A 25,051-nucleotide genomic window follows, 5' to 3' on the forward strand; every position below is an offset into this window, starting at 1 on the left:
GGGGTTATTTCGGGGTGGGGGTGTAGTGGGAGAAGGTGCGGCGGAAGGTGCCGGTGCCGGCGGTCAGGGCCCGCAGCTCCACGGCGTAACGCAGCAGTTCCAGGGCGGGGACCTCGGCCCGGACGAGGGTGCGGCCCTCGGCGTCGGGGTCGGCCTCGGTGCCGAGTACCCGGCCCCGACGGCCGGACAGGTCGCCCAGCACCGCACCGACCGAGGAGTCGGCGACCCGGATCCGCACCTCGTCGACCGGCTCCAACAGCGTCGGCCCGCCCCGCTCGGCGGCGTCGCGCAGGGCGAGCGCGCCGGCGGCCTGGAACGCGGCGTCGGAGGAGTCGACGCCGTGCCCCCTGCCGTCGACCAGGGTCACCCGCAGGTCCACCACCGGGTGCCCGGCGACCAGGCCGCGCGTCAACTGCGCCCGGACGCCCTTCTCCACCGACGGTACGAAGTGGTGCGGCACCGCCCCGCCGGCAATCCGGTCGACGAACTCGAAGCCCCCGCCCCGGGGCAGCGGCTCCACCTCGATGTCGCAGACGGCGTACCCGTCGTGCCCGCCGGACTGCGTCACGTGCCGGCCGTGCCCCGTGGCGGCCACCGTGAAGGTCTCCCGCAGCGGCACCCGCACCGGCTCGGTGTCCAGCTCCACCCCGCCGGCCCGGAGCCGGTCGAGCACCACGTCGGCGTGCGCCTCGCCCGTGCACCAGAGCACCAGTTGTTCAGTCTGCGGGTTGCGCTCCAGCCGCAGCGTCGGGTCGCCGGCGGTCAGCAGGCCCAGGTCGCGGGCCAGGGCGTCCTCGTCGCTCGGACGCCGGGCCACGACCGCCACCGGCAGCAGCGGCTCCGGCATCTCCCAGGGCGCGATCAACAGCGGCTCGTCCGGCGCCGAGATGGTGTCGCCGGTCTCCGTGCCACGCACGCCGGTGATCGCGCAGATGTCACCCGCGACGCAGGCGGGTACCTCCCGCAGGTCCGCCCCGAGCGGGCGGTGGACGTGCCCGATCCGTTGGTCGGCGGAGCGGCCACGGTCGGCCGTCGGGTGCCCGGCCACGTGCACCGTCTGGTCGGGGCGCAGCGTGCCGGAGAAGACCCGGACCAGGCAGACCCGGCCGGCGTGCCGGTCGACGGTGGTGCCGACCACCTCGGCGACCAGCGGGCCGTCCGGGTCGCAGTCCAGCGGGGGGCGGGGGGAGCCGTCCAGCCCGGTGACCGCCGGCACCTCGTGCTCCAGCGGTGACGGGAACGCCGACACCAGCCCGTCGAGCAGCACGTCCAGCCCGACGCCGGTGGCCGCGCAGACCGGTACCACAGGGTGGAAATGACCCCGGGCGACCGCCCTCTCCAGGTCGGCGATCAGCACCCCGGTGTCGATCTCCTCGCCGTCGAGGTAGCGGTCCATCAGGGTCTCGTCCTCGCTCTCGGCGATGATCCCCTCGATCAGCTCACCCCGGGACTCGGTGATGGCCGGCAGGTGCTGCGGCTCCGGCTCCCGGACGACGGCGGGCAGCCCGGCCGAGTAGTCGTGGACCTGCCGGGTGATCAGCGCCAGCAGCCCGGCCACCGACTCACCGTCGTCGCCGAGCATCGTCAGGTGCAGCGGGAGCACGTTGTCCCCGAAGACCCGCTGGCACAGCGCCACCGCCTCGTCGAAGTCGGCGCGCGGGTGGTCGAGCCGGGTGACCGCGACGGCGCGCGGCAGGTCGACCGCGGCGCACTCCTCCCAGAGGGCGGCGGTGGCGGCGTCCATCCCGTCGACGGCGGAGACCACGAACAGCGCCGCGTCGGCGGCCCGCAGGCCGGCCCGCAGGGCACCGACGAAGTCGCCGTACCCGGGGGTGTCCAGGAGGTTGACAGTGACCCCGGCGTGCACCAGCGGGGCGCAGGCCAGGCCGACCGAGCGCTGCTGGCGTACCGCGGCGGGGTCGTGGTCGCAGACGGTGGTGCCGGCGGCGACGGTGCCGGCCCGGTCGATCGTGCCGCTTGCCGCGAGCAGCGCCTCGACCAGTGTCGTCTTGCCGGCCCCGGAGTGCCCGACGAGCACCACGTTGCGCACCCGGTCGGGCGCGGTCACCACCGGCGCGTCGCCGGTGGCCCCCTTCTCGTGGTTCTTCTGCGCCATCGCGGCGCACCTCCCTCAGTCGGTGGTGGGTGGCGACCGCCGCACGCGACGGGAAGCGGCCCGGTCGGATGCCGCGGCGATATCCTCCGGTGGTCCGCCGACCGGCGGGCGGTCAATGGGCCAGGTGGTGAGCTGGCTCACTTTCACTGCGCTCCCACACCTGCCGACGGACCCGGCACGGGCCTCGTCGGGCGGGTCGGACGACCGGCCGTATCGCCCGCCGCTGCCTGCCGTTATCGTGGGACCGCCATGGCGAAGATCTTCCAAGTGACGGCCCGCGCGGGGATGACCCGCGTCGTGGAGCCGGTCGCGCGCGGTCTGCTCCGCGCCGGCGTGTCCCCCAACGCGGTCACCGTGACCGGCACCGTCGGCGTGCTCGTCGGCGCGCTCGGTTTCGGCGCCCGCGGTCAACTGGTCGCCGGAGCGCTGATCGTGACGTTCTTCGCGCTTACCGACATGCTCGACGGGACGATGGCCCGGATGAGTGGCGGCTCGACCCGGTTCGGCGCGTTCCTCGACTCGTCGATGGACCGGGTCGCCGACAGCGCGGTCTTCGGCGCGGTCGCCTACTGGCTGGCCACCGAGGGTGACCACTCCGGGGTGGCCGCCGCGTTGATCTGCCTGGCCGTCGGCGGGCTGGTCTCCTACGTCAAGGCCCGCGCCGAGGGCCTGGGGATGACCGGCAACGTGGGCGTCGCCGAGCGTACCGAGCGACTGCTGATAGTCGGCGTCGGTGGCCTGCTGACCGGCCTCGGTGTCGGGCCCGCCCTGGAAATCTCACTCTGGCTGCTCGCCGCGGTGTCGATCTTCACGGTCGGGCAGCGGGTGGCCCACGTGTACCGGCAGGCGCAACTGGTCGGCCGGGAGTGAACCTCACCGAACTCGGCTACGTCGCCGGCTGGCGGCTGGCCCGCGCGTTGCCCCGGCCCGTGGTCGCCGCGGCCTTCCGGGCGGGTGCCGACCGCGCCCACCGCGCCGGCGGCACGGGCGCCACCCGACTGCGCGCCAACCTGCGCCGGGTGGTCGGCCCCGAGCTGCCCGAGGCGGAGCTGGACGCGCTGGTCAGGCGCGGCCTGCGGTCGTACGCCAGGTACTGGATGGAGGCGTTCCGGCTGCCCTCGCTGAGCCGCCGGCAGATCCTCGACGGGTTCCACCTGGGCGGGTCGGAGATGCTCGTCGCCGACGTGGCGGCCGGCCGGGGCGCGGTGGTGGCGCTGCCGCACGCCGGCAACTGGGACGCCGCCGGCGCCTGGGTGGCGGCCAGTGGCCTGCCGATCACCACGGTCGCCGAACGACTCAAGCCGGAGGGCGTCTACGAGCGGTTCCTCGCCTTCCGCCAGGGCCTCGGGATGGAGATCCTGCCGACCCACGGTGGTGCCCGGCCCACCTTCGACGTGCTTGTGGACCGGCTGCGTGCCGGCACGGTGGTGCCGCTGCTGGCCGACCGGGACCTGTCCGCCCGGGGCATCGAGGTGGACTTCTTCGGCGGCCGGACCCGGATGCCGGCCGGGCCCGCCCTGCTGGCCATCCGCACCGGGGCCCCGCTCTATGTGGCGTCGCTGTGGTACGAACCGGAGATGCCGCGCGCGCAGTTGGAGGGCCCGTTGACGGTGCCCGAGCCGGACAGCGCACCGTTGGACGAGCGGGTCCGGGTGCTCACCCAGCGGATCGCCGACTGTCTGGCGGCCGGCATCGCCCGTCATCCGCAAGACTGGCACATGTTGCAGCGGATGTGGCTGGACCAGCGGGGCTCCACCGACGGCGGGTCCACCGCGCCGCCGCCTCCGGCCAGCGCCGGTGCGGTCTGAGGGAGGGGGCGCCAGTGCGGATCGGCATCGTGTGCCCGTACTCCTTCGACGTCCCGGGCGGGGTCCAGAACCACGTCATGGACCTGGCCGAGGCGTTGCTCGGGCTGGGGCACGAGGTGAGCGTGCTGGCCCCCGCCGACGAGGAGTCGACACTGCCGCCGTACGTGGTCGCCGCCGGCCGGACGGTGCCGCTGCCGTACAACGGTTCGGTGGCCCGGATCGCCTTCGGGCCCTTCTACACGACCCGGGTGCGGCGCTGGATCACCCGGGGCGACTTCGACGTGCTGCACGTGCACGAGCCGCTGATCCCGAGCCTGTCGATGATGGCGGTGCTGTCGGCCCGGGGTCCGGTGGTGGCCACCTTCCACACCGCGCTGACCCGGTCCCGGATGCTGGCCGCCGCGCAGGGTGTCCTCCAGATCCTGCTGGAGCGGATCACCGCCCGGATCGCGGTCAGCGCGTTGGCCCGTAAGGTGCAGGTCGAGCACCTGGACGGCGGGGCGGTGGAGATCCCCAACGGGGTCGCGGTGGCGAAGTTCGCCGGGGTCGAGCCGCTGCCCGGCTGGCCGGGGGAGTGCACCACCGGCAGCGGTGGGACGCTGGGCTTCCTCGGCCGGTTCACCGAGGCCCGCAAGGGCTTCCCGATCCTGCGGGACGCCTTCGTCGCGCTGGCCCCGCACCGGCCCGGGTTGCGCCTGCTGGTGGCCGGGCCGGGCGACCCGGACGACCTGTTCGGGCGGTTCCCGGTCGAGCTGCGCGACCGGGTGACCTTCCTCGGCCTGGTCTCCGAGGTCGACAAGGCCCGGATGCTGCGCAGCGTCGACCTCTACGTCGCCCCGAACACCGGCGGCGAGTCGTTCGGCATGATCCTCACCGAGGCATTGGCGGCCGGGGCGACAGTGGTCGCCAGCGACCTGGACGCGTTCCGCCGGGTGCTCGACGGCGGACGGGCCGGCCGGCTCTTCCCGACCGGTGACCCGACCGCCCTGCAAGCCGCCCTGGCGGAGCTGCTCGACGACCCGGCGCAGCGCCGCGCGTTGTCCGCCTGCGGCGAGCAGGTGGTGGCCCACTACGACTGGCCGGTGGTGGCCCGCCGGGTGGTGGAGGTCTACGCGGCGGCCATCGAGGCCACCGACGGGCGGGTCATCGACCAGGAGTGGACGGGGCTGGGTGGTCCGGGGTGACCACGATGCCGCACCTGTGGGCGATGCTGGCCGCCGCGGTCGCCGTCGCCCTGACCGGGGTCTACCTGGTCTGGACGGCCGGTCGGGTCGAGCGGCTGCAGACCCGGGCGGAGTCGGCGGCCCGGGCGCTCGACGCCCACCTGCTGCGTCGGGCCGCCGCCGCCGCGGTGCTGGCCGAGAGGCGGTACGGCGTGGAGCTGTACGCGGCGGCCCGGATCGCCCTGGACGCCGTTCCCGAGGACCGGGAGGCGGCCGAGAACGATCTCACCCGGCAACTGCGGTCGGTCCGGCTGGACCCGGCCGATCCCACCTGCGAGGCGGTGATCGCGGCGAGCCGGCGGTTGGCCCTGTCCCGGCAGGTGCACACCGACCTGGTGCGGGACGCCCGCGCCGCGCGGAGCCGGCCGCTGGTGCGGCTGTGCCGGATGGGCGGCCGTCATCCGTGGCCGCGCTACTTCGACATCGACGATCCCACCCTGGCCCTGCCCGCCGACGTCCCGACGGGCTGACCCTCGGCTTGCGGTGCGGCTCCGCGCGGTGCGGCGGTGCGGGTCGGGGTGACGGGGGCCACAGGGCAGGCCACCGTGGGGCCGATTGGCTGTCGGAGCGGCGTCCGAGGGGTCGTAGCATCAGCCGGAGCCAGCCCCCGAGCACGTCCGAGGAGTGATGGACCATGCCCGAAGCGACCTCCCCGAACACCGGTGCCGACCAGGTGATGGGCACCGCCCGTGTGAAGCGCGGCATGGCCGAGATGCTCAAGGGCGGTGTGATCATGGATGTGGTCACCGCCGAGCAGGCCCGGATCGCCGAGGACGCCGGCGCGGTCGCCGTGATGGCGCTGGAACGGGTGCCGGCCGACATCCGCGCCCAGGGCGGCGTGTCCCGGATGAGCGATCCGGACATGATCGACGGCATCATCGAGGCGGTCTCCATCCCGGTGATGGCCAAGGCCCGGATCGGGCACTTCGTCGAGGCGCAGGTGCTCCAGTCGCTCGGCGTCGACTACGTCGACGAGTCCGAGGTGCTGACCCCGGCCGACTACGCCAACCACATCGACAAGTGGGCGTTCACCGTCCCCTTCGTGTGCGGCGCGACCAACCTGGGTGAGGCGTTGCGCCGGATCACCGAGGGCGCCGCCATGATCCGCTCCAAGGGGGAGGCGGGCACCGGCGACGTCTCCAACGCCACCATGCACATGCGCAGGATCCGTCAGGAGATCGCCCGGCTCAGCTCCCTGCCGGCCGACGAGCTGTTCGTCGCGGCCAAGGAGTTGCAGGCCCCGTACGACCTGGTCAAGGAGGTCGCCGAGACGGGCAAGCTGCCGGTGGTGCTGTTCACCGCCGGGGGCATCGCCACCCCTGCCGACGCCGCGATGATGATGCAGCTCGGCGCGGAGGGGGTCTTCGTCGGCTCCGGCATCTTCAAGTCCGGCAACCCGGCCCAGCGGGCCGCCGCGATCGTCAAGGCCACCACCTTCCACGACGACCCGGACGTGCTGGCCAAGGTGTCCCGGGGCCTGGGCGAGGCTATGGTCGGCATCAACGTCGACGAGATCCCCCAGCCGCACCGGCTGGCCGAGCGCGGTTGGTGACCCGGGCGCGGTGGTCGTTCCCTCGGGGACGGGAGGAGGGGTCGTGGGCGGACCGGTGATCGGGGTGCTCGCGCTCCAGGGGGACGTCCGCGAGCACGTCACCGCCCTGACCGGGGTCGGCGCGGACGCCCGTCCGGTGCGCCGCCCGGCCGAGTTGGACGCGGTCGACGGGCTGGTCGTCCCCGGCGGGGAGTCCACCACGATGAGCAAGCTGGTGGACATCTTCGCGCTGCGCGGGCCGATCGACAAGCGGATCGCCGACGGGATGCCGGTCTACGGGTCCTGCGCCGGCATGATCATGCTGGCCACCCAGGTGCTTGACGGCCGCCCCGACCAGCGGGGCTTCGCCGGCATCGCGATGACCGTGCGGCGCAACGCGTTCGGCCGCCAGGTCGACTCGTTCGAGGCCCCGGTGGAGATCACCGGGGTCGACGGCGGCCCCTTCCATGCGGTCTTCATCCGTGCCCCCTGGGTCGAGCGGGTCGGCGACGGCGTCGAGGTGCTGGGCCGGATCACCGGTGGCCCGGCCGTCGACCGGATCGTCGCCGTCCGCCGGGGCAACCTGCTGGCGACCTCCTTCCACCCGGAGCTGACCGGCGACCTGCGCCTGCACCGCTACTTCGCCGACCTGGTCCGGGCCACCGAGGGCCGTTGATTCGCGGGCGGTTCGTGCTGCTGACGTGCCGGGTGTGACGGCGGGGCGGGTGCTCTCGGTAGGATTGCCGCGGTTCGGCGCGGGCACCGCCCGTCGCAGCCCTCCAGTGCGGCCGGTCCTGGCCTGGAGTCGGCGCGGCCAGCCGACGCGAGGCGTGAGTCAACAGACGGAGGTACGAGATGTCCGGCCACTCTAAATGGGCGACCACCAAGCACAAGAAGGCCGTCATCGACGCCAAGCGCGGCAAGATGTTCGCCAAGCTGATCAAGAACGTCGAGGTCGCGGCGCGGACCGGCGGCGGTGACCCGGCCGGCAACCCGACCCTCTACGACGCCATCCAGAAGGCCAAGAAGAGCTCGGTCCCGAACGACAACATCGACCGCGCGGTCAAGCGCGGCTCGGGCCTGGAGGCCGGCGGCGCCGACTGGCAGACCATCATGTACGAGGGTTACGGCCCCAGCGGCGTGGCGATGCTGATCGAGTGCCTGACCGACAACCGCAACCGGGCCGCGACCGAGGTGCGCACGGCGTTGACCCGCAACGGTGGCTCGCTCGCCGACGCCGGTTCGGTGTCGTACATGTTCTCCCGCAAGGGCGTGGTGATCGTCCCCAAGGCCGACACCACCGAGGACGACGTGATGATGGCGGTCCTCGACGCCGGCGCCGAGGAGGTCAACGACCTCGGCGAGGCCTACGAGGTGGTCTCCGAGCCGACCGACCTGATCGGTGTGCGTACCGCCCTGCAGGAGGCCGGGATCGAGTACGAGTCGGCCGAGTCCGCCCTGATCCCCAGCGTCAACGTGCCGCTGGACGAGGACGGCGCCCGCAAGATCTTCAAGCTGATCGACGTGCTGGAGGACTGCGACGACGTGCAGAACGTCTACGCCAACTTCGACGTCCCGGACGAGGTCATTGCGGCGGTGGACGCCTGACGACCGGGCCGGTGCACCGGTTCCCGCCGGGCGACGTGGCCGTCCGGCGGGAGCTCCTGTGTGGTGCGGTCTGGTCCGGCACCGTCGTGCCGTCGAGGTGACCGGTCCCGGTCAGGCGGCCCCCGTGTGCGCCGGACCGGGACCGGGACTTCAGATGGCGGTCCGCGCGCCGGATCGACGCGCCTTCACCGCGCTCTCCACGACGTCCCAGAGCGTGATCGCCACGATCACCACGACCGTGACCCGGGTGGTGGCGTCGAGGCCGGCACCGTCGCGCAGCCAGGCGAACCGGGCGACCAGGTCCGGGTTGAGCAGCCGGTCGGTGAGCACCAGCCAGATCAGCGGCCCGGCGAAGGCCAGGTCGAGCAGGGCGTTGACCGCGACCAGGGGCCAGGTCCACCGACCGGTGCGGTACTTGACCAGTTCCAGCGCCAGACCGGCCACCAGGACGGCGGCCAGCACCGGCAGCCAGGACGTCCACAGCGCCGGGTCGAGCAGCGGGATGCGTTCGCCGTCGGTGCCCCGGACCCAGGAGCGGAAGTGCTGCCAGGCCAGGAAGGTCAGGGTGAGCAGGATCGTCACCATCGAGGCGCAGGTGTCGGGGAGCCGGATGTCGCGCTTTGCCGGCATCTCGGGCAGTTGGTCGACGGTCCACTCGGGCAGCTTCAGCGAGATGTCGGTGCGTTCCAGGATCGCGAAGCTCAGGGTCACCCAGAAGGCGATCTGCACGGCCGTCTGGAAGGCGACGCTGATGCCCGCGCCGATGGCCCCGCCCGGGTTGTCGGCGACGGTCGCCTGGACCACCCCGACGATCACGCCGACCGTGCCGGGGATGACGGTCAGCAGTCGGCGGAGCAGCTGCTGCCAGACCAGGTAGTAGGCGGGGCCGATGAGCTGGAGCCGGCGGTCGGCGTAGCGGGCGGCCAGCCGCTCGGGGTGGCCCAGTTCGGTGAGCACCTCACGTTCGGCGGTGGTGGTGTCCTGCCCGCCGCCGACCCGGTCGTCGATCATGTCCGCGATGGCGGCCCGCAGCTCGGTGGCGATCTCCTCGCGTCGGGGGGCCGGCACCGCCCGCAGGGTGGCCGCGAGGTAGCGGTCGGTCAGGGTGCTCATCGGTCGGCTCCTTCGATCAGCCCGGTCACGGAGGTCTGTACGGCGGTGAGGTCGTCGAGCAGGCGGGCCAGGACCGTCTCCCCGTCGGCGCTGGTGCGGTAGAACTTGCGCGGCCGGCTCTCCTCGGTGTTCCACTCGCTGGTCAGCAGCTCCTGCTCCTCCAGCCGTCGGAGCAGGGGATAGAGGGTGTTGGCGTCGACCGGGAAGCCGTGCCCGGTGAGGCGTTGCAGCAGCGCGTAGCCGTAGCCGGGCTGGCGCAGGGCCAGCAGGCTGGCCACCACCACCGTCCCGCGCCGCAGCTCCTGGAGATGGGTCCGCAGGATCTCGTCCCTAACCATGCTTCACACGATAGTGTGTGTCACACACTAATGTCGAGCCATACAGCAATGTGGGAGATGCCACCATGCGAGCCGGGGCGTCGGGAACCCTCGACGCCCCGGCCCCGTACGGGTGTCAGCAGGAGCGGCCCTGCCGGAAGGCCCGCTCGACGTGGTCGGCCAGCCCGACCTGGAAGTAGCCGACGCCCGGCCGGATCGGGTGTCCGGTGAACAGCCCGACCCGGTTGCCGAACCGCACCAGGTACGCCGTGGCGTCCCCGGCGTCGTTGTGGATCAGGGCGCCCCGCGGGCCGTGGACCTGCGCCAACTCGGCGAAGGACATGCCCACCGCCGCCCGGCCGGTGAACGGGGCGGGGCGGTGGCGGTACCCACCTCGACCAGCCGGCTGTCCCGGAAGGCCACCAGGATCACCCCGGCCCACTCACCGGTGACCCCGGCCTGGACCACACCGTCGCACCCGACGGCCGTCCAGTCGATCAGACCGGCCGAGGTGAGCCGGCTCAGCGACGCCCCGATCCGGAACGGCCCCGCCCCCGGACGCTGGGCAGGTCGGTGCGGCCCTGACCGGCGTCCACCAGGCGTCCACCGCGTGGTCCCGGCTGGTGTCCGCGTCGGCCGGGCCCGGGCCCGGTGCGGACGCCGACGGGCCCTGTCGCACCAGCCGGGACCGACCCGGTGCGGCAGCTTCGAGGGCGCAGGACCGGCCGGTAGGGTGGGCCGGTCGACTCGACAGCTGGCTTGATCCACACCGCCGGGGGGCGTCACGCATGGGTGATTCGTTCGCGCATCTGCACGTGCACACCGAGTACTCGATGCTCGACGGGGCGGCCCGGCTGAAGGACCTCTTCGCCGAGGCCAACCGGCTGGGCATGCCGGCGGTGGCGATCACCGACCACGGCAACATGCACGGCGCGAACGACTTCTACAAGCAGGCGATGGCCGCCGGCGTCACCCCGATCCTCGGCGTCGAGGCGTACGTGGCGCCGGAGTCGCGCTATCACAAGGCGCGGGTCAAGTGGGGCCGGCCGGAGCAGAAGAGCGACGACATCTCCGGCAACGGCGCGATCACCCACAAGACCATGTGGGCGCGCAACGCACAGGGCCTGAAGAACCTGTTCACCCTCAACTCCCGCGCGTCCATGGAGGGGCACTACGTCAAGTGGCCCCGGATGGACATGGAGTTGATCGCCGAGCACGCCGAGGGCATCATGGCCACCACCGGCTGCCCGTCCGGCGCGGTGCAGACCCGGCTGCGGCTGGGTCAGTTCGACGAGGCGCTCAAGGTCGCCGCCACCTACCAGGACATCTTCGGTAAGGAGAACTACTTCCTGGAGATCATGGACCACGGGCTCTCCATCGAGCAGCGGGTCCGGGAAGACCTGATCACCATCGCCCGGAAGCTGGACATCCCGCCGGTGGTCACCAACGACTCGCACTACACCCACGAGGCGCAGGCCGAGGCGCACGACGTGCTGCTCTGCGTGCAGACCGGCAGCAACGTCGCCGACCCCAACCGGTTCCGCTTCGAGGGCGGCGGCTACTTCGTCAAGTCCGCCGACCAGATGCGCGCGGTGGACTCCTCGGAGTTCTGGCAGCAGGGCTGCCGCAACACCCTGCTGGTGGCCGAGAAGGTCGACCCGAGCGGGATGTTCGAGTTCCACAACCTGATGCCGCGTTTCCCGGTGCCCGACGGGGAGACCGAGGAGTCCTGGTTCCGCAAGGAGACGTTCAAGGGGCTGGCCCGCCGCTATCCCGGCGGGATCCCTGAAGGCCACCTGGTGCAGGCCGAGTACGAGCTGGGCGTGATCAACCAGATGGGCTTCCCCTCGTACTTCCTGGTGGTCGCCGACTTCATCCAGTGGGCCAAGAACCAGGGCATCGCGGTCGGCCCGGGGCGTGGCTCGGCCGCCGGCTCGCTCGTCGCGTACGCGCTGGGCATCACCGACCTGGACCCGATCCCGCACGGCCTGATCTTCGAGCGGTTCCTCAACCCCGAGCGGGTCTCGATGCCGGACGTCGACATCGACTTCGACGAGCGTCGGCGCGGTGAGGTGATCAAGTACGTCACCGACAAGTGGGGTGAGGACAAGGTCGCCCAGATCGCCACCTTCGGCACCATCAAGGCGAAGGCCGCGATCAAGGACTCGGCCCGGGTCCTCGGCTTCCCCTACGCGGTCGGCGACCGGATCACCAAGGCGATGCCGCCGGCGGTGATGGGCAAGGACATCCCGCTCACCGGCATCTTCGACCCGAAGCACCCCCGCTACGCCGAGGCCGGCGAGATCCGCGGCCTCTACGAGTCCGACCCGGACGTGCGCAAGGTGATCGACACCGCCAAGGGCATCGAGGGGCTGATCCGGCAGACCGGCGTGCACGCCGCCGGGGTGATCATGTCGGCCGAGCCGATCATCGAGCACATCCCGCTGACCCGCCGGGACGCCGACGGGGCGATCATCACCCAGTTCGACTACCCGACCTGCGAGTCGCTCGGGCTGTTGAAGATGGACTTCCTCGGCCTGCGCAACCTGACGATCATCGACGACGCGGTCAAGAACATCCAGCTCAACCACGGCCGGGAGCTCGACCTGCTGGGCCTGCCGCTTGACGACAAGCCCGCCTACGAACTGCTCGCCCGGGGCGACACCCTCGGCGTGTTCCAGCTCGACGGTGGGCCGATGCGCTCGCTGCTGCGGCTGATGAAGCCTGACAACTTCGAGGACATCTCCGCCGTGCTGGCGCTCTACCGGCCCGGCCCGATGGGCGTCGACTCGCACACCAACTACGCGCTGCGCAAGAACAACCTCCAGGAGATCACCCCGATCCACCCGGAGCTGGAGGAGCCGCTACGGGAGATCCTCGCCCCCACCCACGGTCTGATCGTCTACCAGGAGCAGGTGCAGCGCGCCGCGCAGATCCTCGCCGGTTACACCCTGGGCCAGGCCGACCTGCTGCGCCGGGCGATGGGCAAGAAGAAGAAGGAGATCCTCGACAAGGAGTTCATCCCGTTCCGGGACGGCTGCCGCGAGCGCGGCTACTCCGACGCCGCGATCCAGGCGGTCTGGGACGTCCTGGTGCCGTTCGCCGGGTACGCCTTCAACAAGGCGCACTCGGCGGCGTACGGCCTGGTGTCGTACTGGACGGCGTACCTCAAGGCGCACTACCCGGCCGAGTACATGGCGGCGCTGCTCACCTCCGTCGGTGACGACAAGGACAAGATGGCGCTCTACCTGTCGGAGTGCCGCCGGATGCGGATCCAGGTGCTGCCGCCGGACGTGAACACCTCCGCCGGGCCGTTCACCCCGGTCGGCCAGGACATCCGGTTCGGCCTGGCCGCCGTGCGCAACGTCGGCGCGAACGTGGTCGCGGCGATCATGCGGTGCCGCGACGAGAAGGGCGAGTACGCCGACTTCTACGACTTCCTGTCCAAGGTCGACGCGGTGGTCTGCAACAAGAAGACGATCGAGTCCCTGATCAAGGCGGGCGCCTTCGACTCACTGGGGCACACCCGCAAGGGCCTGCTCACCGTGCACGCCGACGCCATCGACGCCTTCGCCGACGTCAAGCGCAAGGAGGCCGTCGGCCAGTACGACCTGTTCGGCGCCGGCTTCGGCGACACCGACGCGGGCGGCAGCACCACGGCGATGCCGGTGATCGGCGACGCCGAGTGGGACAAGCGGGACAAGCTCGCCTTCGAACGCGAGATGCTCGGCCTCTACGTCTCCGACCATCCGCTGTTCGGGCTGGAACACGTCCTCGGCGCGGCGGCCGACACCACGATCGCCGCGCTCTCCGAGGAGGGCACCGTCCCCGACGGTGCCGTGGTCACCCTGGCCGGCATCCTCTCCGGCGTGCAGCGCCGGGTCACCAAGCAGGGCCGGGCCTGGGCCTCGGCCGCCCTGGAGGACCTGGCCGGCGGGGTGGAGACGCTGTTCTTCCCGAACACCTACGAGGTGATCGGGCAGTACATCGCCGAGGACGCGATCGTGGTGGTCAAGGGCCGGGTGGACCGGCGCGACGACACCCCGCGGATCATGGCGATGGACATGTCCATGCCGGACGTCAGCAGCACCCCGGGCAGCAAGCCGGTGACGCTGACCATCCCGGTGCACCGCTGCACCCCGCCGCTCGTGGAACGGCTCAAGGAGACCCTGGTGCTGCATCCCGGTGACACCGAGGTGCACGTCAAGCTGCTCAACGGCGGCAAGGTGACCACCCTGCGGCTCGGGCCCTTCCGGGTGGCCGCCACCACCGCGCTGATGGGCGACCTGAAGAGCGTCCTCGGCCCGGCCAACGTGAGCTGACCGCCCGGCCGGTGGTCACCTGCCGGCCGATGGTCAGCCGGCGGGGTCACTTGCCGCCGGTGACGATTCCCGGGTTGATGCACAGCCCGGGGGTGCTGCCGTTCTTCTCCGCGATCTCCAGACAGCGGGACACCTTGTCGACCTTGGCGTTGGTCTCGGTGATCTGCTTCTGGATGTCGGCGTTCTTGCGGTCCTGTTCGAGGTTGCGGGTCTGCGCGAGCTTGTCCTGGAAGGCCTTGATGTTGCCCTCGGTCTTGTCGTCGTGGTTGACCCGGGTGATGGTGACGGACAGGATGTCGACGTCGCCGGAGAGACGGCCCTCGGCGTTGCCCCGGATGCCCTCGGCGAACGGCTTGAGGTCGACGTTCAGGTTGCCCGTCCGGGCGTCGATCTTCTCCAGCGGGTTGTACGCGGCGAAGGCGTCGTTGACCGCGCTGTCCAGCTGCACCCCCACCCGCTGACCCCGGAAGCTCTCGAAGTCGCCCTTGTAGTCCATGAACTGCTTCGGCGCGTTCTCGGGCTTGACCTGCCACTCGATCAGCACCTCCACGCAGGCGTCGGCGAGGGTGCCGGTGCGGACCCGGACACACTGGTCGCCGCCGATGTGGTCGTACTTCTGCCGGCCGGCGTCCCACTCGCCGACCTTCTGCCAGGGGGCGACCCACTTCAGTCCGGAGCCGGTGACCTCGCCGGTCGGCTTGTTGAAACTGGTGACGATGCCGACCGAACGGATCGGCACGGAGTGCGCGCTGGCCCCCACACCGAAGAGCAGCGCGCCGGCCAGGCAGCCGAGCGCGACCAGGGCGGCGATGCGCTTGACGTCCCGGTGGCGGGCGAGGAGCGCCACCGCGCCGGCGATCGCCAGCCCGATCGCGAGGATGACGGCGAATGTGAAGCCGACCGGCACGGGGCATCACCCTTCCAGGGGTTCGTCGCGATGTGGATCATCAACCTAGGCCGGCCCGTCAAGGCCGACCGCGCCGGCACCCGATCCCGACCCCGGCACCGACATACGACGGCGGCGGGCGGGCCGACGGCGGGCGGGGGCCACCACCGGCCGATTGGCGCTGACCGGGTGACCGGGTCGTCACTAGCCTCGACACCATGGAGCTGGAACAGGCACGCAAGCTGTGGCAGCCGGAGCCCGGCTGGTTGAACACCGCCAGCTACGGGCTCCCACCCGAGCCGGTCTGGACGGCGGTGCAGGACGCGCTGGCCGACTGGCGGGTGGGGCGTACCTCGTGGGAGGTGTGGGGGGAGGCGACCGAGCGGTCCCGGCAGGCCTTCGCCGGGCTGGTCGGGGTGCCGGCGGCGGACGTCACGGTCGGCAGCACCGTGTCGCAGCTGCTCGCGCCGGTCGCCGCCGCCCTGCCGGCCGGGGCCACAGTGGTCGTCCCGGAGGTCGAGTTCACCTCCAACCTCTTCCCCTGGCTGGTGCAGGAGGAACGGGGGGTGCGGGTGCGCACCGTGCCGCTGGCCGGGTTGTGCGACGCGATCGACGCCGACACCGACCTGGTGGCGTTCAGCCTGGTGCAGTCCGCCGACGGGGTCGTCGCCCCGTACGCCGAGATCGTGGCCGCGGCCCGCGCGCACGGCGCGTGGGTGGTGGTGGACGCCACCCAGGCGTGTGGATGGTTGCCGTTCGACGCCTCGCTTGCCGACGCGGTCGCGGTCGGGGCGTACAAGTGGCTGATGGCGCCGCGCGGCTCGGCGCTGGCCTACCTGGCACCGGCGCTGCGGGAGCGGATGCGCCCGGACGCCGCCGGCTGGTACGCGGGCAAGGACCCGCACTCCACCTACTACGGTCCGCCGCTGCGGTTGGCCGACGACGCCCGCCGGTTCGACATCTCCCCGGCCTGGTTCAGTTGGGTGGGCACCGCACCGGCCCTGGAACTGGTCGCCGAGCTCGACCCGGCGGTGATCGGGGAGTACGACGTGGCGCTGGCGAACCGGTTCCTGGCCGGGCTGGGGCAACCACCGGGGCACAGCGCGATCGTCGCGGTGGAGGTGCCCGACGCGCGGCAGCGGTTGGCGCGGGCCGGGGTGCGGGCGGCGGTCCGCGCCGGGCAGGTGCGGGTCGCGTTCCACCTCTACACCACCGAGGCGGACGTGGACGTGGCCGTGGCGGCACTCACCGACTGAGCCGGCGCCGAGAAATCCACCGACGGCGCATCCGTTCGGCCCTGTCCGGGCGAACCCCTGGTAGTGGTGACCTACCCGGGGGTGCGTCTGGTGTTGACAGATCCGATGCCGGTCCAGACCGTCGAGACGGCGCGCAAGCGGCTCTCGGCGGCCGCCGAGGACCTCGACGCGAACCTGGTCGCCGCGCTGGTGCTGGAGTTCGCCGCCGAGGTCGGGGTGGCGGCGGTCTGGGAGGGGCTCTGCGTGCCGCTGCTGGCCGGGTTGCGCGGGCGCGACGCCGCCGAGATCGCCGTCGAACACGCGGTGTCCGAGGGCGTCCGGATCGGGCTGGACGTGCACCGGCGCGACCCCGGTCGGCGGTTGCGCACCGACGGCGTGCTGCTCGCCGGGGCCGAGCACGAGCTGCACTGCCTGGGTCTGCACGCGGTGGCCGCCGCGCTGCGCGAGCAGGGCCGGGGCTGTGTGCACCTCGGGCCGGCCCTGCCCTGGGCGGCGCTGCGGTCCGCCGTCCTGCGGGCCCGCCCGCGGGTCGTGGTGGTCTGGTCGCAGACGCCGGTCACCGGCCGCGCGTACCGCCTGGTCCGCTTCGGCCGCGACTTCCCCGAGGTACGCGTGTACGCCGCCGGCCCGGGGTGGATCGAGCCCTTACCGCCCCCGTCGACCCGGCTGACCAGCTTCTCCGCCGCGCTGGTCGCCTGCGGCGTGCCGGTCCGACCCGCGCCGCCCTCCGCCGGTGCGGGGTGACCCGTACCACATCCGATACGAACCGGTGTCGTATCGAAACATCGCGCTCGTAAGGTGAGGGCCGTTACGAGTCTTACCCGTCTCGTATTGCACGGGACGGGTGAACCGGGGGGAGCGCCGGACGCATGCAACCGCACGAGAACACCGGACATCCGAGACGGTGGGCGATCCTGGGCGTGCTGGTGATCAGCCTGCTCGTCGTCGTCCTCGACAACACCATCCTCAACGTCGCCCTGCGCACCCTGGCCGACCCGGTGCACGGCCTCGGGGCCAGCCAGGGCGAGCTGGAATGGGCGATCAACTCCTACACCCTCGTCTTCGCCGGCCTGCTGTTCACCTTCGGGGTCCTCGGCGACCGGGTCGGCCGCCGCCGGTTCCTGCTCGTCGGTCTGGTCCTGTTCGGCCTGTCGTCGCTGCTGTCGGCGTACGCGCAGAGCCCCGGCCAGCTGATCGCGGCCCGTGCCCTGATGGGCGTCGGCGGCGCGGCGATCATGCCGGTGACCCTGTCGATCATCTCCAACGTCTTCGACCCCCGGGAACGGGGCCGCGCGATCGGCGTCTGGGCCGGCGCGGTCGGCCTGGCGGTGGCGATCGGCCCGATCCTCGGCGGCGCGCTGCTGGAGCACTTCTGGTGGGGTTCGGTATTCCTGATCAACGTGCCGGTGGTGGCGGTCGGGGTGGTGCTGGTGGCCCTGCTGGTGCCCGAGTCCCGCGACCCCCGACCGGGCCGGGTCGACGTGCTCGGCGTGCTGCTCTCGGTCGTCGGGCTGATCGCGCTGACCTACGGCATCATCGACGGCGGTGAGCACGGCTTCGGCCGGGTGACGGTGTGGGCCGCCATCCTCGGCGGGGTGGCGGTGCTCGCCTGGTTCGTCGCGCACGAGCGGCGCAGCGACCACCCGTCGCTGGACGTCCGGTTGTTCCGGGTGCCCCGGTTCGCCGCGCCGGTGGCGATCGTCGGCCTGGTGTTCTTCGCCGCGATGGGCGTGATGTTCTTCAGCTCCTTCTACATGCAACTGGTCCGGGGCTACAGCCCGCTGGAGACCGGCCTGTGCTTCCTGCCGTTCGCCGGTGCCCAGCTGGTCTTCGCCCCCCGCAGCGCCGCGATGGTGCGTCGCTACGGCGGCCGGTCGGTCGCCACGGTCGGCCTCGTGCTGACCGCCGTGTCGCTTGCCGCCTTCGCCTTCATCGAGGCCGACACGCCGCTCTGGGTGGTGCTGGTGGCCTTCTTCCTCCAGGGTGTCGGGATGGCGAACATCATGCCGCCGGCAACCGAGTCGATCATGTCGGCGCTGCCCCGGGAGAAGGCCGGCGTCGGGTCGGCGGTGAGCAACACCGTCCGTCAGATCGCCGGTGCGCTGGGCGTCGCGGTCATCGGTTCGGTGCTCTCCGCGGTCTACCGGCAGGACATCGCCTCGGCCCTCGACGGCCTGCCGGCCCCCGCCCGGGAGTCGGCCAACGAGTCCGTCTCCGGGGCGTACGCGGCGGCGGCGCAGCTCGGCCCGGCGGCGCCGAAGCTGATCGCGGCGGCCAACGACTCCTTCGTCTCGGCGATGCACTGGGCGGCGGCGATCTCCACGGTGGTGGCCGCCCTCGGCATCCTCATCGTGCTGCGCTGGATGCCGGGTCGGCCCGCCACCGCCACCACCACGACGCCGGTGGAGGAGCGGGAACTGGCCGGGACCACATAGGTCCGCGGGACGATGTCGGAGACGAACCCCACCACCGATGCTCCGCGGTCGCCCGGGCGACCGCGGAGCATCCGTGCGGACGAAGCCATCATCGAGGCCACCCTCGACCTGCTCGCCGAGGGCAGCACCCTCGAGGCGCTGTCGATCGAGGCGATCGCCGCCCGCGCCGGGGTGGGCAAGGCCACCATCTACCGCCGTTGGGCGGGCAAGGAAGCCCTGCTGCTGGACGCGCTGCGCCGGCTCAAGGGGGTCGCCGCGCAACCCGCCGGGCACTCCGTCCGCGACGACCTGGTGCTGCTGGTCGGCGCGGTAGGGCGCAACATAGACCCGCGGGCCGCCCGGATCATGCCGTGCCTGGTGCCCGAGGTGAACCGCAGCCCGGACCACTTCATGCTCTACCAGAACATCATCGAGCCCCGGCGGAAGCTGATGCGGGAGGTGCTGCGCCGTGGGGTCGGCACCGGTGAGCTGCGGGCCGATCTCGACATCGAGGTGGCGATGGCGCTGCTCACCGGGCCGATGCTGATCCAGCGCCTGCTGCGCTGGCACCCGGAGCTGGACGACGGGCTCCTCCCGGAGAAGGTCGTCGACGGGGTGCTGGCCGGCCTGCGGCCACGCTGAGCCGCCCCCACCGGCGCCCGGCCGGGCTCAGCCGGGGGTACGCAGCCGGTGCAGGCGCAGCGCCAGCTGCACCTCCAGTGCCCGCTCCGGCCGCTGCCAGTCCGGCCCGAGCAGCTGCCCGACCCGCTCCAGCCGCTGGGTCACCGTGTTGACGTGCACGTGCAGCTGCTCGGCCGCCCGGGCCAGGCTGCCACCCACCCCGAAGTACGCCTCCAGGGTGCGCACCAGCGCGGTGCCCCGCCGCGCGTCGTAGTCGACCACCGGCCCCACGGTCGCGGTGAGGAACCGGGTCACGTCCCGTTCCCCCTGGTCGCCGACGGTGCCCAGGAGCAGCCCGACGAAGCCCAGCTCCGCGGTGCTCGCCCCCTCGCCGACCCGGCCCAACGCCCCCAGCGCGGTGAGGCAGCGGTCCGCCTCGGTGAAGGCCGCCGCCAACGCCGTCGGACCGACCGTCGGCCCGCTCGCCCCGGCGGTCACCGGCCGACCGGTCACCCGGGACAGGTCCCGGGCCACCGCGCGGGCGCTGCCCCCGGCGTCGCCCCCCGGCAGCATCAGCACCACCCGTCCGTCGCGGGCCGCGGCGAGTCCACTGCGGGTCGAGGCGTACGTGGTGGCCCAGGACAACACCCGCAGCCGGGCCGAACCGGTCGCCGCGAACGCGTCGTCACCCACCGCCACCAGCACGTGCGGGGCGTCCAGGTCCACCCCGAGCCGGCGGGCCCGGCTGCGCAGCGCGTCGGTGTCCCGCAACGGCCGGGCGATCAGGTCGTCGAGCAGCTCACCCCGGACCCGGCCCTCCGCCTCGGCGACCGTCCGCCGGAACAGCAGCAGCAGCGCGGTCACCAGCGCCGCCCGTTCCAGGATCCGCTGGTCGGCGTCGACCAGGTCACCGTCGGGACGCAGCACCAACGCGCCCAGGTTCTCGGTGCCGGCCACCACGGCGGCGTACCAGCGGTCGCCCCGCCGCACGCTGCGCCCCTCGGTACGGGAGGCCGCCACCGCCTCCACCAGGTCGGCCCGGTCCGGCTCGCCGAGCTCGCCCACCCGGGCCAGCAGCCGACCCTCGGCGTCCAGCGCCAGCAACGCCCCGCCCAGCACGTCGGTGACGGCCGCCGCCACGTCCGGCATCCCGCCGCCGCGCAGCACCAACGCGGTCATCCGGTCGTGCGCCGCCGCCGCCCGCTCCACCGAACTGCTGTGCGCCCGGATGGTGGTGTTGGCCGCCGACAGCTCGGCCAGCGCGGCCCGGGTCTCGGCCAGCAGCCGGGCGGTGTCGATCGCCACCGCCGCGTGCGCGGCCAACGAGACCAGCAACGACACCTCCTCCCGGGCGAACGGACGGGCCGACCGGTTCGCCGCGTAGAGCACCCCGATGACGCTCGACCCGAGGCGCAGCGGCACCCCGAGGATCGCCACCAGCCCCTCCTCGCCCACCCCGGAGTCGATCTCACCGGTGTGGTGGAACCGCTCGTCCTCGGCGTAGTTTGCGGTCACGTACGGGGTGCCGGTCTGCGCCACCAGGCCACCCAGCCCGTCGCCCAGCTCCAACCGCAGCCGCTGGAACGCCGCCGAGATCGACCCGTCGGTGACCCGCATGTAGGTGTCACCGCGTTCGTCGTCGTTGAGCGTCATGTAGGCCACGTCCGCGCCGAGCAGGTGCCGGGCCCGGTGCACGATGGCCCGCAGCACGTCGTCCAGGTCGCGCAGCCCGGCCAGGTCACCGGCGGTGTCGTACAGCCCGGACAGCTCGCTCTCCCGGCGGCGGCGACGCTCCAGCAGGCCGCGTACCCGCAGCGCCACCAGCTTGGCCTGCTCCAGCTCGGCCAGCCGCTCCGGGGGCAGCCCGGCGGCCCGGGCGGCCACCAGCGGACCCTCGAACTCGACAGCCGCCGCCTCCCGGGCGAGCAACTCCAGGAACTCGACCGGCGACGACATGCCGCCCATTGTCCGGGTGCCCACTAGCTCGCCGTCCAGCCCCCGTCGAGGGGGATCGACGCGCCGGTGATGAAGGCGGCCGGCGGCGCGCACAGGTAGGCCACCAGTTCGGCCACCTCCGCCGGCTCGATCAGCCGCTTGATCGCGGCCCGGGCCAGCATGATCTTTTCGACCACCTCGTCCTCGCCGATGCCGTGCCGGGCCGCCTGGTCGGCGATCTGACCCTCCACCAGCGCGGTCCGCACGTACGCCGGGTTGATGCAGTTGGCGGTGACCCCGTGTGCCGCGCCCTCCAGGGCGACCACCTTGGACAGCCCCTCCAGGGCGTGCTTGGCCGACACGTACGCCACCTTGTAGGGGGAGGCGCGCAGGCCGTGCACGGAGGAGATGTTGACGATCCGCCCCCAGCGGCGGGCGTACATGTGCGGCAGCGCCCGGCGGATGATCTGGAAGGGCGCCTCGACCATCACCCGGTGCAGGTGGGTGAAGCGTTCGACGGGAAAGTCCGGCACCGGGGCGACGTGCTGGAGCCCGGCGTTGTTGACCACGATGTCGACGTCCGCGTCGAGGCCCGCCACCGCCTCGGGGTCGGCCAGGTCGACCCCCTCCGCCCGCCCGCCCGCCTCGGCGGCCACCGCCCTGGCCGCCTCGACGTTGCGGTCCACCACCCGCACCGCCGCGCCGGCCGCCGCGAGCCGCAGCGCACAGGCCCGGCCGATGCCGCTGCCACCACCGGTCACCAGGGCGCGCCGACCGGCGAGGTCGACGTGTACGACATGGGGGAGCGCCACGGGTTCTGCCGTCATGGCGCAGAAGTTACGAGCTGACCGACCGGCGGCACATGGGTCGGCGACACATACTCCACCCCCGAACTGTGTGGCCGGCAGCGCGTCCGTGCCGGTCGGGCGGGGGACGGCGTGTCCGCTCACCGGCGCGTCGGGGTGCGGCAGTAGGGTGTCGAACACACGTACTGCCGAGGGTCGGGGAGGAGGCGGCGTGCGCGTGCTGGGCGTCGATCCGGGGCTGACCCGGTGCGGGGTCGGCGTGGTCGAGGGCGTGCCGGGGCGGCCCTGCACGCTTGTCGCCTACTACGTCGTCTACACCGATCCCGCCGACGACCTGTCCCTGCGCCTGCTGCACCTGGACCGGTCGCTGACCGACCTGGTGGCCGAGCACCGGCCCGACGCGGTCGCCGTCGAACGGGTGTTCAGCCAGCACAACGTGCGCACCGTGATGGGCACCGCCCAGGCCAGCGGGATCGCCGTACTGGCCGGGGCGCGGGCCGGGCTGCCGGTGCAGACCTACACGCCGAGCGAGGTCAAGGCGGCGGTGACCGGCTCCGGTCAGGCCGACAAGAAGCAGATGACCACCATGGTCACCCGATTGCTGCGGCTGGCCGAGCCGCCAAAGCCGGCCGACGCGGCCGACGCCCTGGCCCTGGCCATCTGCCACGTGTGGCGCGGCGGCACCCGGTCCAAGTTGGCAGTCGCCGCCGACCGGGCACGACGAGGAGGAGCGCGATGATCGCCAGCGTGCGCGGCACCGTGACCGCGACCGGTCCGGACCACGCGGTGGTGGAGGTCGGCGGGATCGGCCTGGCCGTGCAGTGCGCCCCCGGCACCCTGGCCGAGCTGCGGGTCGGCCAGCCGGCCCGGCTCGCCACCAGCCTGGTGGTCCGGGAGGATTCGCTCACCCTCTACGGCTTCGCCGACGACGACGCCAAGCAACTGTTCGAGCTGCTCCAGACCGCCAGCGGGGTCGGCCCGCGGCTGGCCCAGGCGGTGCTGGCCGTGCACACCCCGGACGCGGTCCGCAAGGCCATCGCCAACGCCGACACCGCCGCCCTGACCCGGGTGCCGGGGATCGGCAAGAAGGGCGCCGAGCGGCTGGTGCTGGAGTTGCGCGACCGGATCGGCCCGGTGCCGGTGGGCGCCGACGGCGCGGCCGGGGTGACCGCCGGTGCCTGGCCGGACCAGGTCCGCCAGGCACTGGTCGGGCTCGGCTGGACGGCCGGGCAGGCCGACCAGGCGGTGGCCGCCGTGGCGGAGACCGTGGACGGCCCCACCCCGCCGGTGCCGGTCCTGCTCAAGCAGGCCATCCGACTGCTCGGCCGGACCCGATGACCGGCGACGGCCTGGTCTCGGCGTACGCCGACGACGCGGAGCGGGACGCGGAGGTCAGCGTCCGGCCGAAGCGGCTGGACGAGTTCATCGCCCAGCACCGGGTGCGCGACCAGCTCGACCTGCTGTTGCAGGGCGCTATGCGGCGCGGCGCCCCACCGGACCACATCCTCCTGTCGGGGCCTCCCGGCCTTGGGAAGACGACGTTGGCCAATATCGTGGCCGCCGAGCTGGGTTCCGGCATCCGGGTGACGAGCGGTCCGGTGATCGAGCGCTCGGGCGACCTGGCCGCCATCCTGACCAGCCTCGCCGAGGGCGACGTGCTGTTCATCGACGAGATCCACCGGATCGCCAAGCCGGCGGAGGAGCTGCTCTACAGCGCCATGGAGGACTTCCGGGTCGACGTGATCGTCGGCAAGGGGCCGGGGGCGACCGCCATCCCGCTGGACGTGGAGCCGTTCACCCTGGTCGGCGCGACCACCCGGTCCGGCCTGCTGACCGGCCCGATGCGGGACCGGTTCGGCTTCGTCGCGCACCTCGACTTCTACTCCCCGGCCGACCTGGAGGCGCTGCTGCACCGGTCGGCGCGCATCCTGGGCGTGCCGATCACCCCGGAGGGGGCGGTGGAGATCGCCGGCCGGTCCCGGGGCACGCCCCGGATCGCCAACCGGCTGCTGCGCCGGGTGCGGGACTACGCCGAGGTCCGGGCCGAGGGCGTGGTCACCCTGGAGACCGCCCGCGCCGCCCTGACCGTGTACGACGTGGACGCCCTGGGCCTGGACCGGCTGGACCGGGCGGTACTGACCGCGCTCGTCGACTCGTTCCGGGGCGGGCCGGTGGGCCTGTCCACCCTCGCGGTGGCGGTGGGGGAGCAGCCGGACACGGTGGAGGAGGTCTGCGAGCCCTTCCTGGTCCGGGCCGGTCTGCTGGCGCGGACGCCCCGGGGGCGGGTGGCCACCGAGGCTGCCTGGCGGCACCTGGGCCGCACGCCGCCAAATGGTACATTTGGCATGGAAGCCCCCGCTGTGCCTGATCTGTTCTCGAACGCGCCCGATCCACCGTGATCTGAACGTGATCTGCGCCGCATTCGGCGTTCCCAGGTGCAGGGATTAGACTCGCCGCGGTCTGTACAGGATGTGAATATCCGCCTCCGCTCCGGTGCCTACGCGCCGTGACGGGGGCCAATGGGAAGGTCGCACACCGTGCTTTACGCAGCACAGTCCGGCGGAGGCGCCGGCAGCCTGACGCCGATCATCATGATCGCCCTGCTCTTCGGGGTCATGTACTTCATGATGATCCGGCCGCAGCAGAAGCGCCGCCGCGAGGCCGAGGCCATGCAGTCCGCGCTCGGCCCCGGTGACGAGGTCGTCACCATCGGCGGGCTCTACGGCACGGTCGTGGGCGTCGAGGACGACACCGTGCTGCTGGAGGTGGCCCCCGGCGTGCAGACCCGTTACGCCCGTCCGGCCATCGCCCGGGTGGTCACCCGGGCCGAGCGGCCGGAGGCCGACGAGCCGGTCGCCGAGGACGCGGAGGCCGTCAAGGAGTGAGCGCCCGCCCGCACCGAGCGGGCAGGCGGGACAACTGGATAGGTGGGCCGGTCTCCAGGGTCGGCACGCGCCCCGTCCGCTCGACGCCCCCACGTCGGCGGCGGTGCGCCGTGCCGCCGGTCGGGAGTGGTCCGCGCAGAGCACGTCGGGGCGAGAATTCCGCTCCGACCTCGCCGCCGCTGCACCGGCGGCGCGACCGTTACAGGGAGA

At 72.7% G+C, this 25,051-nt stretch carries 23 protein-coding genes; 16 read left to right on the top strand and 7 right to left on the bottom strand.

The window, feature by feature from the left end; all coding sequences use genetic code 11:
- Positions 1–4: 4 nt before the first annotated feature.
- Positions 5–2,116 (bottom strand): elongation factor G-like protein EF-G2, encoded by a 2,112-nt coding sequence (locus tag AC0AIB_RS23840; protein ID WP_465097517.1) that lies wholly within the window; start codon positions 2,114–2,116, stop codon positions 5–7.
- Positions 2,117–2,365: 249 nt separating this feature from the next.
- Between AC0AIB_RS23840 and pgsA the strand changes: the two genes are divergently transcribed.
- From pgsA to AC0AIB_RS23875, 7 genes are all read left to right on the top strand, one after another.
- The gene (gene pgsA / locus AC0AIB_RS23845; RefSeq protein WP_328348543.1) at positions 2,366–2,986 is read left to right on the top strand and encodes a phosphatidylinositol phosphate synthase; all 621 of its coding nucleotides are present in this window, start codon (positions 2,366–2,368) and stop codon (positions 2,984–2,986) included.
- On the top strand, positions 2,983–3,924 hold the full coding sequence (locus AC0AIB_RS23850; protein ID WP_328348542.1) for a phosphatidylinositol mannoside acyltransferase: 942 nt from the start codon (positions 2,983–2,985) through the stop codon (positions 3,922–3,924). Before pgsA ends, AC0AIB_RS23850 begins: the two co-directional genes overlap by 4 nt.
- A 14-nt stretch (positions 3,925–3,938) precedes the next feature.
- Positions 3,939–5,108, top strand: coding sequence for a glycosyltransferase family 4 protein (locus AC0AIB_RS23855; protein WP_328348541.1), 1,170 nt, complete (start codon positions 3,939–3,941; stop codon positions 5,106–5,108).
- A 5-nt stretch (positions 5,109–5,113) separates the two neighbouring features.
- Complete coding sequence (locus AC0AIB_RS23860) at positions 5,114–5,617, top strand: hypothetical protein (RefSeq protein ID WP_328348844.1); 504 nt, start codon at positions 5,114–5,116, stop codon at positions 5,615–5,617.
- A 164-nt stretch (positions 5,618–5,781) separates the two neighbouring features.
- Positions 5,782–6,699 (top strand): pyridoxal 5'-phosphate synthase lyase subunit PdxS, encoded by a 918-nt coding sequence (gene pdxS / locus AC0AIB_RS23865; protein WP_328348540.1) that lies wholly within the window; start codon positions 5,782–5,784, stop codon positions 6,697–6,699.
- A 43-nt stretch (positions 6,700–6,742) separates the two neighbouring features.
- Positions 6,743–7,354: a pyridoxal 5'-phosphate synthase glutaminase subunit PdxT gene (gene pdxT / locus AC0AIB_RS23870; RefSeq protein ID WP_465097518.1), complete on the top strand. Its 612-nt coding sequence runs from the start codon at positions 6,743–6,745 to the stop codon at positions 7,352–7,354.
- A 179-nt stretch (positions 7,355–7,533) separates the two neighbouring features.
- Positions 7,534–8,286, top strand: coding sequence for a YebC/PmpR family DNA-binding transcriptional regulator (locus tag AC0AIB_RS23875; RefSeq protein WP_328348538.1), 753 nt, complete (start codon positions 7,534–7,536; stop codon positions 8,284–8,286).
- A 150-nt stretch (positions 8,287–8,436) separates the two neighbouring features.
- Here AC0AIB_RS23875 and AC0AIB_RS23880 read toward each other — a convergent pair whose 3' ends face one another.
- The 3 genes from AC0AIB_RS23880 to AC0AIB_RS23890 form a co-directional block, all read right to left on the bottom strand.
- Positions 8,437–9,399 (bottom strand): permease prefix domain 1-containing protein, encoded by a 963-nt coding sequence (locus tag AC0AIB_RS23880; protein ID WP_328348537.1) that lies wholly within the window; start codon positions 9,397–9,399, stop codon positions 8,437–8,439.
- Positions 9,396–9,737, bottom strand: a complete 342-nt coding sequence (locus AC0AIB_RS23885; RefSeq protein WP_328348536.1) for a PadR family transcriptional regulator — start codon at positions 9,735–9,737, stop codon at positions 9,396–9,398. Before AC0AIB_RS23885 ends, AC0AIB_RS23880 begins: the two co-directional genes overlap by 4 nt.
- Before the next feature lie 115 nt (positions 9,738–9,852).
- Positions 9,853–10,059, bottom strand: a complete 207-nt coding sequence (locus AC0AIB_RS23890) for a hypothetical protein (RefSeq protein WP_465097519.1) — start codon at positions 10,057–10,059, stop codon at positions 9,853–9,855.
- A 445-nt stretch (positions 10,060–10,504) separates the two neighbouring features.
- On the opposite strand from AC0AIB_RS23890, the gene dnaE reads away from it, so the two are divergent.
- Complete coding sequence (gene dnaE, locus AC0AIB_RS23895; RefSeq protein ID WP_465097520.1) at positions 10,505–14,038, top strand: DNA polymerase III subunit alpha; 3,534 nt, start codon at positions 10,505–10,507, stop codon at positions 14,036–14,038.
- A gap of 46 nt (positions 14,039–14,084) precedes the next feature.
- On the opposite strand, the gene AC0AIB_RS23900 is transcribed toward dnaE, so the two are convergent.
- On the bottom strand, positions 14,085–14,945 hold the full coding sequence (locus AC0AIB_RS23900; RefSeq protein WP_328348533.1) for an SPFH domain-containing protein: 861 nt from the start codon (positions 14,943–14,945) through the stop codon (positions 14,085–14,087).
- A 197-nt stretch (positions 14,946–15,142) separates the two neighbouring features.
- Between AC0AIB_RS23900 and AC0AIB_RS23905 the strand changes: the two genes are divergently transcribed.
- From AC0AIB_RS23905 to AC0AIB_RS23920, 4 genes are all read left to right on the top strand, one after another.
- On the top strand, positions 15,143–16,180 hold the full coding sequence (locus tag AC0AIB_RS23905) for an aminotransferase class V-fold PLP-dependent enzyme (protein WP_465097521.1): 1,038 nt from the start codon (positions 15,143–15,145) through the stop codon (positions 16,178–16,180).
- 90 nt (positions 16,181–16,270) lie between these two features.
- The gene (locus AC0AIB_RS23910; protein ID WP_328348531.1) at positions 16,271–16,924 is read left to right on the top strand and encodes a transcriptional regulator; all 654 of its coding nucleotides are present in this window, start codon (positions 16,271–16,273) and stop codon (positions 16,922–16,924) included.
- 125 nt (positions 16,925–17,049) lie between these two features.
- The gene (locus AC0AIB_RS23915; protein WP_328348530.1) at positions 17,050–18,615 is read left to right on the top strand and encodes an MFS transporter; all 1,566 of its coding nucleotides are present in this window, start codon (positions 17,050–17,052) and stop codon (positions 18,613–18,615) included.
- 12 nt (positions 18,616–18,627) lie between these two features.
- Positions 18,628–19,236, top strand: coding sequence for a TetR/AcrR family transcriptional regulator (locus tag AC0AIB_RS23920; protein WP_465097522.1), 609 nt, complete (start codon positions 18,628–18,630; stop codon positions 19,234–19,236).
- A gap of 27 nt (positions 19,237–19,263) precedes the next feature.
- Here the strand turns inward: AC0AIB_RS23920 and AC0AIB_RS23925 are convergent, their stop codons facing one another.
- Complete coding sequence (locus AC0AIB_RS23925; RefSeq protein WP_328348843.1) at positions 19,264–21,180, bottom strand: helix-turn-helix domain-containing protein; 1,917 nt, start codon at positions 21,178–21,180, stop codon at positions 19,264–19,266.
- Between the two features lie 14 nt (positions 21,181–21,194).
- Positions 21,195–21,977, bottom strand: coding sequence for a 3-hydroxybutyrate dehydrogenase (locus AC0AIB_RS23930; RefSeq protein WP_328348528.1), 783 nt, complete (start codon positions 21,975–21,977; stop codon positions 21,195–21,197).
- Positions 21,978–22,167: 190 nt separating this feature from the next.
- On the opposite strand from AC0AIB_RS23930, the gene ruvC reads away from it, so the two are divergent.
- The 4 genes from ruvC to yajC all read left to right on the top strand — a co-directional run bounded on the left by ruvC (position 22,168) and on the right by yajC (position 24,841).
- Positions 22,168–22,695 carry a crossover junction endodeoxyribonuclease RuvC gene (gene ruvC, locus AC0AIB_RS23935; protein ID WP_328348527.1) on the top strand — a complete coding sequence of 176 codons (528 nt, stop codon included), beginning with the start codon at positions 22,168–22,170 and terminating at the stop codon, positions 22,693–22,695.
- Positions 22,692–23,294 carry a Holliday junction branch migration protein RuvA gene (gene ruvA, locus AC0AIB_RS23940; protein ID WP_067307819.1) on the top strand — a complete coding sequence of 201 codons (603 nt, stop codon included), beginning with the start codon at positions 22,692–22,694 and terminating at the stop codon, positions 23,292–23,294. Before ruvC ends, ruvA begins: the two co-directional genes overlap by 4 nt.
- Entirely contained in the window at positions 23,291–24,355 is a 1,065-nt protein-coding gene (ruvB, locus tag AC0AIB_RS23945) for a Holliday junction branch migration DNA helicase RuvB (protein ID WP_067307871.1), read from the top strand. Before ruvA ends, ruvB begins: the two co-directional genes overlap by 4 nt.
- A 120-nt stretch (positions 24,356–24,475) precedes the next feature.
- Positions 24,476–24,841 (top strand): preprotein translocase subunit YajC, encoded by a 366-nt coding sequence (gene yajC / locus AC0AIB_RS23950; protein ID WP_442930773.1) that lies wholly within the window; start codon positions 24,476–24,478, stop codon positions 24,839–24,841.
- Positions 24,842–25,051: the final 210 nt, after the last annotated feature.

This window comes from Micromonospora sp. DSM 43699, assembly GCF_055517075.1.